The 11,056-nt window shown below is 37.8% G+C and carries 10 protein-coding genes; 7 read left to right on the top strand and 3 right to left on the bottom strand.

Annotated features, from left to right (window positions below; genetic code table 11):
- The 3 genes from QZ265_RS05275 to QZ265_RS05265 form a co-directional block, all read left to right on the top strand.
- The coding region (locus tag QZ265_RS05275; RefSeq protein WP_296404103.1) for a molybdopterin cofactor-binding domain-containing protein at positions 1-596 on the top strand (596 nt) is incomplete at its 5' end.
- Positions 597-696: 100 nt separating this feature from the next.
- Entirely contained in the window at positions 697-2,085 is a 1,389-nt protein-coding gene (locus QZ265_RS05270; RefSeq protein WP_296404101.1) for an XdhC/CoxI family protein, read from the top strand.
- 21 nt (positions 2,086-2,106) lie between these two features.
- The gene (locus QZ265_RS05265) at positions 2,107-2,946 is read left to right on the top strand and encodes an NTP transferase domain-containing protein (protein WP_296404099.1); all 840 of its coding nucleotides are present in this window, start codon (positions 2,107-2,109) and stop codon (positions 2,944-2,946) included.
- A gap of 135 nt (positions 2,947-3,081) precedes the next feature.
- Here QZ265_RS05265 and QZ265_RS05260 read toward each other — a convergent pair whose 3' ends face one another.
- Positions 3,082-3,831, bottom strand: a complete 750-nt coding sequence (locus tag QZ265_RS05260) for a YebC/PmpR family DNA-binding transcriptional regulator (RefSeq protein ID WP_296404097.1) — start codon at positions 3,829-3,831, stop codon at positions 3,082-3,084.
- 600 nt (positions 3,832-4,431) lie between these two features.
- Between QZ265_RS05260 and QZ265_RS05255 the strand changes: the two genes are divergently transcribed.
- From QZ265_RS05255 to QZ265_RS05245, 3 genes are all read left to right on the top strand, one after another.
- The gene (locus tag QZ265_RS05255) at positions 4,432-5,262 is read left to right on the top strand and encodes an ion transporter (protein ID WP_296404095.1); all 831 of its coding nucleotides are present in this window, start codon (positions 4,432-4,434) and stop codon (positions 5,260-5,262) included.
- 61 nt (positions 5,263-5,323) lie between these two features.
- Positions 5,324-6,634, top strand: coding sequence for an AarF/UbiB family protein (locus QZ265_RS05250; protein ID WP_296404093.1), 1,311 nt, complete (start codon positions 5,324-5,326; stop codon positions 6,632-6,634).
- A 45-nt stretch (positions 6,635-6,679) separates the two neighbouring features.
- Positions 6,680-7,354: a YoaK family protein gene (locus QZ265_RS05245; protein ID WP_296404090.1), complete on the top strand. Its 675-nt coding sequence runs from the start codon at positions 6,680-6,682 to the stop codon at positions 7,352-7,354.
- Between the two features lie 147 nt (positions 7,355-7,501).
- On the opposite strand, the gene QZ265_RS05240 is transcribed toward QZ265_RS05245, so the two are convergent.
- On the bottom strand, positions 7,502-8,017 hold the full coding sequence (locus QZ265_RS05240) for an Lrp/AsnC family transcriptional regulator (RefSeq protein ID WP_296404088.1): 516 nt from the start codon (positions 8,015-8,017) through the stop codon (positions 7,502-7,504).
- 242 nt (positions 8,018-8,259) lie between these two features.
- On the opposite strand from QZ265_RS05240, the gene leuA reads away from it, so the two are divergent.
- A complete protein-coding gene (gene leuA, locus QZ265_RS05235; RefSeq protein ID WP_296404086.1) occupies positions 8,260-10,014 on the top strand; it encodes a 2-isopropylmalate synthase in 1,755 nt (584 codons plus the stop codon).
- Between the two features lie 175 nt (positions 10,015-10,189).
- On the opposite strand, the gene QZ265_RS05230 is transcribed toward leuA, so the two are convergent.
- Positions 10,190-10,978, bottom strand: coding sequence for a YdcF family protein (locus QZ265_RS05230; RefSeq protein ID WP_296404084.1), 789 nt, complete (start codon positions 10,976-10,978; stop codon positions 10,190-10,192).
- Positions 10,979-11,056 lie beyond the last annotated feature (78 nt).

Raw genomic sequence — 11,056 nt, 5'->3', positions numbered from 1 at the left:
ATTCTGCTGATACTGAGTCTAATAAGGTCAGCTACGATTTTAGTGATTCTGCATCTTATCCTTTGAAAGATATTATCAAATCACTTGAGAATCAAAAATTAAGTGCTAAAGGCGCCATTGCTCCGGGTAAAAATGGTAAATCACATCGTCAAGCCTGTTATGGCGCTAACTTTGCAGAAGTGGCTGTGCATCGTACTACCGGTGAGATTCGAGTAAAAAACATGACAGGCGCCTTTACCGCAGGTCGTATCTTAAATCATAAGCTTGCCACCTCACAGTGCTATGGTGGTATGGTATTTGGTATTGGCGCTGCATTAATGGAAGAAGTCATCCATGACAAGCAAGATGGTCGCCTATGTAACCATGATTTGGCCGAGTATCATGTGGCGGTTAATGCCGATGTACCACAACTTGAGGTTATTTTAGTTGAAGAAGATGACCCTTACACCAATCCGATGCATACTAAAGGCATTGGTGAGACAGCCATTTCAGGAGCAGCTGCTGCCATTGCCAATGCGGTTTATAATGCAGTTGGGATAAGGGTCTATGACTTCCCAATAACTTTAGATAAACTGATTGAACAGTTGCCAGATTAGATTGTTATATGATTTAAACCGTAACTTTATGATCGATATCTAATTATCAAAGTTTAATTACCAATATTTAATTGTCAATAAATTATAAGAAGATGCGGCTATGAATAATGTGTCTGATATTTTAAAGCTTGCAGAACAAACTCGTAATGAAAATATAGACGCAGTTCTGGCCACTGTGGTTCATACTGAGGGTTCGGCTTATCGTAAAGCGGGGGCAATGATGCTTATCTGCGCCGATGGTCGTTCGGCAGGGATGATTAGTGGTGGCTGTTTGGAGCCGCATATTATCAAAAAGGCATTTTGGCTAACCCGCAATGGGTCAGTAGTTCAAGTTTATCAAACTGGCGATGAAACTAATTCAAATGCTGCATCTTATAAAGGTTATGACCATAGTGATAGCTTAAATGACGTTTATTATGACGAGCTTGAAATGAATTTTGGCTTGGGCTGTAACGGTAAAATTCATGTGCTGTTTGAACGTATGGATTACGCTTTTGGTCTTATCAAAACATTACAGCAAGTTCGCCAAACTGCCCAGCCTGTTACCATAGCCACTTTAGTACGATCTGAGGTTTCTAATTATCCCATTGGGCTACATGTTAATCTTAATCACTTAGCAAACTTAAAATCCACTCGTCCTAATGAGCTAGCTTGTAGTGATTTAGTATATTTGAATAAGGATATCGAGCTAAACAATGAAGACCCTATACTTACTCAAGCACTTAATGTCTTAAGTGAAGAATACTCTTTAAACAGTCAGCTTGAGTTAAATAGTCAACTTGTTGGACATCAATTAGCAAGTGAATCTTCTAAGTTTGTTACCTTGCAAGGTGTATTAGACAATGATATAAATCAGCGGATTCAAACTCAGTGGTTGGTTCACTATTTAAGACCTCAGATTAAACTTTTAATTTGCGGAGCAGGTAATGATGTCATACCGTTAGTAACATTGGCGAAAATGCAGGATTGGCAGGTAACTGTCATTGATAGCCGAAGTCACTATGCCACACGAGCGCGTTTTATGCAGGCGGATAAGGTATTATGTTTGCCTTTAGATGATGAGGAAACCTTAAAAGAGTTGAGTCGCAATTCAGCAGTTGCAATAATGTCGCATAGCTTGACTCAAGACAGAGCCCGATTGAAGGTTCTTCTTGCCAATCCGCCGTTATATTTAGGTCAACTGGGTCCTAAATATCGCACTGAGCGCTTAATTGATGAGATTGTACAAGAGAATCCAAAGGATGCTGATAAATATAAGCAGGGAATTGATAATCTGTATTATCCAATTGGTTATAACTTGGGCGGCGATGGCCCAGAAGCCTTAGCACTAGGAATTATGGCGCAAATCAGTGAAGTAATGTATGGTAAAGAGAGCTGTATTAATAACCATAGCAACTCAAACAATAGCAAAACTATAAATCCAAAAAAAGCGCCTCATCTATCAACAGACGCTAAAGCTATCCTAAGCAACCCAAGCTTAACGGCATAAGCATAAAGGCCAATAGTTAAAATGGCAAAACTCAATAAATCATCTATATTATTGCCGCATAAAATCCTTCCGCCTCACGCTATAATTTTATTAGCCAGTGGTTTAAGTGAGCGTCTAGGACAACCAAAACAACTATTAAAAAAGAAGTCTCAATCTCTGCTAGAAATCATGGTAAATATTTCCCTTGCCACTCAGCCTCAATTCATAGCCGTGGTTGTCCCAAGCTCATCACAACAAATTTTACAATTAATCCAAACATTATCCGTAAAACATCCTACCATTGAACCAGTAATTAATAGGCAACCAAAACTTGGCATGGGACACAGTCTAAGTTTAGCTATCGATAAGTTAAACAGCAAAGTAGAGCAGGGCGTATTGATTGAGCGAGTTTTGATATTGGGTATCGATCAGATAATGCTTGATACTAGTCATTTGCTGAATCTATTAACAGATAAAACTTCTACTGCAGGTGAAGCTATCGATCAAAGCAATAATAATAAACTCGTGATTGCCAGTGGCTATCTCAAAACTTACATAGATAACATCAATGCTTATGCTGAGTCTTACCTACCATACAATGCAGAAGACAATGCAAAAGACAATGTTAAAGATAATGTTAAAGATAATGTTAAAGACGATAAACAATTTGATAAAAATGATGTTGTTGGACTGCCTATTAACCTAGACTATAAGTTGCTAAAACAATGGCAATCTTCGCTCATGGGCGATAAAGGACTGCGTTATTTGATTCGAGGCCTACCTACTAGTAAGCTTGATGTTATTTATAATGCTAAGCTAAGTTTAGATATAGACACAATAGATGAGTTAGCATTTGCTAGAGATAAAGGCTGGCTAGATTAAAAATATTTCGAAAATTCTAATTATGAGCCCCCAACTTTAGGTTAGGGGCTTTTATAAAAAGATTTTTTATACTTATGAATAACTTAATATTTTAAATTAAATGATTGATAATGATTTCATTGGAGACAGTTTATATTAAGCGTTTAATTGCTCTAAAACATCATCGGTAAAATCAACATTGGTATGCACATCTTGAACGTCATCTAAATCCTCTAACATATCAATCATTTTCATCACTTTTTCGGCATCATCAATATTATCGATTAAAGCAGTTGTTGAGGGTGACATGGTAACTTCGGCATTGCTAGACTCATAACCTGCAGCGTTTAACGCGTCTTTCACTGCACCAAAATTTTCAGGTTCAGTAATGACTAATAAACTTTCACCGTCATTTTCAATATCTACCGCCCCTGCATCTAATGCCACCAATATGATTTCGTCCTCTAGCGATACATCATCAAATATAATTTCACCGCGCTTAGTGAACAAATAAGCCACTGAGCCAGCTGTACCTAAGTTTCCGCTAAATTTGGTAAACGCATGGCGTACTTCACTGACAGTTCTATTAACGTTGTCTGTCATAGTTTCTACCAATACCGCTACACCGCCAACGCCATAACCCTCGTAGGTCAGCTCGTCCATTTCGCCGCCCTCTGAGTTACCAACTCCACGTTCAATGGCACGTTTGATAGTGTCTTTAGTCATGTTGGCCGATAGTGCCTTTTCTACAGCAGCACGAAGGCGAGGATTGCTATCAGGATCAGGCTCACCTTGTTTAGTGGCTGAAATGATTTCACGAATGATTTTGGTAAAGACTTTGCCGCGTTTGGCATCTTCTTTGGCCTTTCTGTGTTTAATGTTTGCCCATTTAGAATGACCTGCCATGATGTATTTATCCTTATCATTTACGTTAAATAATTAAATTATCAAATAAGACTTTAGGTTTATAAAACCATTTTTGCATAGCTAAATTGTTAAAGAGCTAAATTGTTAAAGAGCTAAACAGTTACATAGTTAATTAGTATGCTCATAACTTTATAGGGACTAAGTGCTTGTATTATTGAAGAATAGGTCAAGCACAGTGCACTTAAGCCGACTAACTATTAAATAATAAGAGGTTAAAGCGATTAGAAAAATGATTATAGCAAGTTATAAAATGACTATATTTAGCCATATAGTGTTAAGCTTAGTTGAGGTATTTTTAATAAAATATTATCAACCATTTTAGCTTAATATTCCTTATAAACTGCTTTGCAAAAACTGCGTAATTATATCAGAAATAAAACAACAGATTTTTGTGTTAATTTAACAAAAGAAGGTTTATAACTTGTGTAAGCTAATTTTATTGATACTTAAATAGATAACAAGTTGATAAAAATGGGTATGATAACTTGTTAGCGGTTAAACAAAGTTTATGTTAATAGGTAACATTGTTAACTTAATGACGTATAATGATTCTCTCTTGTAGACCAGTATCCCGTATTTATGAAAAAACTCTCCTCAAATAGGTTAAATAATTTACGTGACCGTATTCATATTATTATTGAAGGTACGGACACACCTTTAGGGAAGTTCTTTGACATTGTTTTATTAATTGCCATTGCCTCAAGTGTGGCAGTGGTAATGTTAGATAGTGTATTGTATTTGCGGTTGCAATTTGGAACGTTATTTTATTATGCAGAATGGTTTTTTACTATTTTATTTACCCTCGAATACCTATTGCGACTGTTTTCAGCCCCAAACAGAGTTCGCTATGCTTTTAGTTTTTTTGGGGTGGTGGATTTGCTTTCGGTTTTACCAAGTTATTTAAGTATAATATTTGGCGGTATTCAATACTTAACAGTAGTGCGTTTATTACGTATTTTAAGGGTATTTCGGGTACTCAAGCTTAAGTCTTATATGCAGCAAGCAGGGTTCTTAGCATCAGCACTTAAGACCAGTCAACAAAAAATCACTGTCTTTTTCTTATCTGTTTTATTATTAGTCACCATATTCGGCTCAGTAGTTTATGTCGTTGAAGGCCCTGAAAATGGGTTTACCAGTATTCCAGTCTCAATCTATTGGGCCATTGTAACGCTAACTACAGTTGGATATGGTGATATATCACCCAAGACACCACTTGGACAAGCCATAGCTAGTATGGTTATGATTACCGGTTATTCTATTATTGCAGTACCAACTGGTATTTTTACCTCAGAGCTATCAAAAAGTATGCGTCCTCAGTTACATCCCGTAACTTGCCCCAATTGTGGTAAGTTTGGTCATGCAGCTGGTGCTCAATTCTGTGATCGTTGTGGACACGAGCTACATATCTAATTTTAGGTTATAATTTAGCACTGTTCTTGTGTTAATCATTTTATGGGTAAATCAAATAATTATGCCTAATTTATTAAAAAAATCCTTCAATATTGTCAATCGGGTGCGTCATACTGCCAGCGTCGCAGGGCTATCTGCGTTTAGGGTTGCCAAAGGGGAACGTCCCGATGCAGTCATGTTGAGAGAAACCTTTGAGCAATTGGGCACAACTTATATCAAGATTGGCCAATTTATCGCTAGCACCCCATCCTTATTTCCACGCGATTATGTTATAGCTTTTCAAGGCTGTTTGGACCAAACCACGCCACTGCCTTATGAATATATTGAAAAGGTGCTAAAAGAAGAACTATTAACGCAAGCGCAAAGCTTAGAAGATCTATTTAGTAGCATAAATAAGAAACCGTTGGCTTCAGCTAGTATTGCCCAAGTACACGCAGCTACCTTAATCGACGGGCGTGAAGTGGTGCTTAAAGTACAAAAGCCAGATGTTGAAACTATCATGCAGACTGACCTAGGGGTGCTACATGGGGTGACAAAGCTTATGGAAAAGCTTATGCCTCAAATGCGCTTTGCTAGTATTTCACCTATTATTGATGAAATCAGGATCCGCATGATTGCAGAGACGGATTTCATTGCAGAAGCGTCTAACATTCGCGATTTTCAACAATTTTTACAGATGACCGGCAATAAGAAAGTAGTAGCGCCTGAAGTGGTAGATGAATTAACCACCAAACGGGTATTAACCATGAGCCGACTGCATGGTATCTCTATGGTAGATGAAGTGGCCATGCGTCAGTATTGCTCAGATCCTGCGCAAGTGATGGCCGATACTTTAAACACTTGGTTTGCAAGCCTAATGTTCTGTAATAGCTTCCATGCAGACTTACATGCTGGCAATTTAATGATGTTACAAGATGGACGTATAGGTTTTATTGATTTTGGTATTGTAGGTAAGCTTGCCCCCGAAAGCTGGCAGGCCTGTATGGGTATGATGCAAGCTTTGCAAGAAAATGATTATATCACCATGGCGAGTTGCATGATTGATATGGGCATGACTCATGAACGGGATAAAGTTGATCAGGCTCAGCTAGCTGGTGACTTAGCAAAAATGATTACCCGAATTATGGCTGAAGATAAAACTTACACCAGTGGTAAGCCCTTTAATAGTAAAGAGCAGGCCGATGAGCTTAATAAAATGATGCTTGAAATTGTTGAAGTGGGCAAACGTCATGGTCTTCACTTTCCACGCGACTTTGCCTTATTAACCAAACAGATGCTATATTTTGATCGATTTATGAGAACATTAGCGCCTGATATGGATATGTTTAACGATGCCCGAGTAAGTTTAATAGGTAACTCACAAGCAAAATAATTGTAGTTTTTGCCAACAGTACAGACTCAACAGTAAGTGGCGGTTATGATAACTAAATTACCTTTGTGGATATTAATTGGTGGAGCTGTATTGGCATTCAATGCCGCCTGTGTCAACATTATTGCTTTAAGTGGCTTTACCCACTTATCTGTATCTCATGTAACGGGTAATGTTAGTTTATTTTCTGCAGCTATTGCTCAATTTGAATGGTCAAAAATGTTCTTTATAGGAGCATCACTGTTATCTTTTTTAACCGGTTCTATACTAAGTGGCGTAATTATAGGTCAACGATCCCTCAAGTTAGGCCGCCGTTATGGGATAGCTTTGTTTCTTGAAGCAGGTTTGCTCTTTTGCAGCTTTTTACTTTTTTTTGAGCACGTTTATTGGGGTCAATTGCTTGCCGCCATGGCTTGTGGTTTACAAAACTCAATGGTAGCGACTTATAGTGGGGCAGTCATTCGTACCACGCATTTGACTGGTCTGACATCTGATATGGGCGCTGCCATAGGCAATTGGCTAGCAGGGCGACCGATTAATAGAATGATGCTCGGCTTCCAAGCCATGATTTGGTATAGCTTCTGTGGCGGCGGTGTGGTTGGTGCGTATAGCTACTTCAAACTTGGCTATAAAGCTATGTTAATACCCGTAGGCATCGTATTTACTGCGGCTTTATTTTATCAAATAGCGTTAAGTAAACTGCCTGAAAAAAGAAAGGTTTAACTTTACAATACTTAGTCATATAACAAATTCAATAGCTGAAAAAATAGCTAACTAAATAAATAAATGGCTGACTAAATAAATAACGAAATAAATAAAAAGCTAATCTTATATCTAACGAACAGACAGTTTGTAGACTTTTAATTTAAGTTATGTACCAATTACGCCTCGATTGAATACTTCACGAAGCTCAAAACTGGTATGAACCTGGCTAACCCCTTCAATACGATTTAGACGGTGTAATAAAAATTCTTCATAATGCGCCATATTGCGTACCACTACTTTTAACAAGTAGTCTTCACTGCGTCCGGTGACAATACTACAACTTACTACCTCATTAAAGCTTTGAATCTTTGTTTCAAATTCAGCAAATCTTTCAGCAGTATGCCTATCCATACTCACTGCAATATATATTGATAAACTATAGCCTAATTTTTGCGGACTTACCTCTGTATGATATCCAGTAATAATACCTGCTTCTTCTAAGCGTCGGATGCGCCTAGCACATGGGGTTGCAGAGAGATGCACGGATTCAGCGATATCACTGATACTCATACGGGCATCTTGTTGAAGTAATACAAGAATTTGACGATCGATCTGGTCTATGTAAACCTTATCATTATCATGTGTATAGTCAGTATTAAGATTTAGCTGATGGTTAGTCATTAATATTGCTTCCTAAGTCTACAGTAGTGATTTTAACTAATAATAGTTGATTTAAGATAATTATTCACTAATTATAGCTATTTTTTACTCTATATTTGCAGTATTATTTTTCAAATATTTTGTTAAGATATTCACTATAGATTAATATAGAAAGCAGGTAGCTTAGACTCGCTATATAAAACTTTATAAACTTAATTTCGAATTTTAATTTTGCTTTACAAATAGACCTAAGAGGGCAACTCATGAGCCAAATTACTACCCAATCATCTGTAGAACCAAAAGTTAAGCCAAAATATGAGGCTTTCGATTTTCGTAAATATCAGCCTTTTGCCTTTGCACCGCAACTCACTGATCGCACTTGGCCCAACAACACCATAAAAAAAGCTCCGATTTGGGCCAGTGTTGATCTGCGTGATGGTAACCAAGCTTTAATCGATCCTATGACAATTGAACAAAAAATGCAGTTTTTTAAACTGTTGGTAGAAGTAGGCTTTAAAGAAATAGAAATCGGCTTTCCGTCGGCGGCTCAGGTTGAGTATGATTTTGCTCGTAAATTGATTGAAGAAAATCATATTCCGGATGATGTAACTATTCAGGTCTTGGTACAAGCGCGTGAGCATTTAATTGAACGCACCTTTGAGGCCTTAAAAGGCGTTCGCCGTGCTGTGGTGCATGTCTATAACTCAACCAGCCGTGTGCAACGTGATAAAGTTTATGGCAAAAGCAAAGACGAAATTAAACAGATTGCAATAAGTGGCGCAAAAATGCTTAACGACTATGCTGCTAAGCATCCAGAGACGCAATGGGTATTTCAGTATTCTCCAGAAAGCTTTAGCCAAACTGAAACGGACTTTGCCATTGAAGTATGTGATGCAGTCATAGAAGAATGGAAGCCTCAAAACGGTCGAGAGGTTATTATCAACTTGCCCGCTACCGTTGAGTCTTCAATGCCAAATATATTTGCCGATCAAGTTGAGTATTTTTGCCGTCATCTAAAGCAGCGTAGCGATGTCATCATTAGTTTGCATACGCATAATGACAGAGGAACTGCTATTGCGGCGGCTGAACTTGGCATGCTTGCCGGAGCAGACCGTATTGAGGGTACTTTGCTTGGCAATGGTGAACGTACGGGTAATATGGACATCATGGTTATGGCGATGAACTTGTTCAGTAAAGGTGTCGATCCCGAACTTGATTTTAGTGATATGAGTAAAATCGTCAACATAGTCAGTGAGTGTAATAACTTACCTGTGCATCCTCGTCATCCTTATGTGGGCGAGCTTGTCTTTACCGCTTTTAGTGGCTCGCATCAGGATGCCATTAAGAAGTCGCTTGATTTCAATGAAAAAAATCACGAAATGACTCAAAATATCTGGGATGTGGCTTATTTACCCATAGATCCTGCGCATATTGGGCGTAGCTATCAAGATGTGGTTCGTATTAATAGCCAGTCTGGTAAAGGCGGGGTCGCCTATATTCTACAGCGTAATTATGGCTTTAACTTACCACGCTGGATGCAAATTGATTTTAGCCGTGTGGTACAACAAAAGGCAGAAGATGCTGCACGCGAACTTAAGAACGAAGAAATCCTAGATGCATTTGAAACAACTTATTTGCAAAACTCTGGATATGAGTTGTTAGACCATAGTGTCAATAACAAAGGCGGAGAAGTTGAGTTCAAAGGTCAAATTACTCTAAACGGTGAAACTATTGATATATCAGGTAAAGGCAATGGACCATTGTCCTCTTTCATCGATGGCGTGGCGCGCCATACTGGTATGAAGCTGCATATTATTAATTATTCAGAGCACGCCATAAGTCCTGAGTTTACTTATAATGATGATGACGATGCTCAAAGCGATAAGACCAATGCTAAAGCAGCAGCTTATATTCAGTTAAATGTGGATGGAGAGATATATTCAGGGATTGGCACTCATACCAGTACAGTTTCTGCCATGCTTAAAGGCGCATTATCCGCTTTATCACAGGCGTTTTAAGCTAAATTCTACTAACTTTTAGGATAGAGCTTTAACTAATTAAGCATATAATAATAAAAACCTGTTTAATAGACAGGTTTTTTTAACATATAGAATATTTTTTTGAAGCCTAAAATACACTCTGAGGAAATGCTAAGCGCTATACCTTGTCTGCAAAACATTTGAACCAAAGTATTTACAATTCATACTCATCTAACAGATAACCATTGATATAAGCAAAGTATTCTCTAAACCATGAATTATAGCGTGTTGCTAAAGGGGTAGGGCTGGCCAAAGTTATCACATGTGTAAATCCTTGGTGTTCGGCAATAGCTTTTGCACGAGGAATATGAAAATCACTGGTCACAATAACGATGGGGTCATCTAATGGAATCCCTTTGGCGGCTAAGATTTTTTTATTAAATATAAAATTTTCTTCGGTGCTGGTGCTTTTCTTTTCTTGATAAATCGAATCAAGGGGTATGCCATATAGCGCATGTAGATATTGTGCCATCGACTCACCTTCACTACGAGTCTCACCCATGCTTATACCACCCGTTGTAATTACTATTGCGTCAGGCTGTTGATGTATTAACGGCACGGCTGTATCTAAACGATACGCTAAAGTTGGTGTTGGTATGCCATCTCGGATACCTCCGCCCAATATAATTATGGCATCTACATTCTGATAAGCATTGTTAACTTGCTGAATTTGAGTTTTTAAATTATAGGCAAAAGCTAAAAAACTTATAAACCATACTGCAAAACATGCCCATAGGGTTTTCCATATAAGCCTTAAATATAAATGATTATTGATTATAGTTTTTATTTTGTTCCAAAAAACGGCGTGAATAATGAATATTATTGCAATAAAAAAAGGCGCAATCGTACCAAAATCTATCTTATCGGCAGCAATTAATAGAGTACAGTCGATAACAAGTACCAATCCGATGATAAGTAAGAAAGCTCTAATAATATTTGGCATAACAGTGGGTTATAGTAAATGTTAGCGTATTATAACGTTAAATAATAATTATTGGGGACTAGTGGCACTTTTATGACA

Origin of the sequence: Psychrobacter sp. (assembly GCF_018260395.1) — a bacterium.
Classification (GTDB): Bacteria; Pseudomonadota; Gammaproteobacteria; order Pseudomonadales; family Moraxellaceae; genus Psychrobacter.
This window is presented reverse-complemented; position numbering and strand designations above follow the sequence as displayed.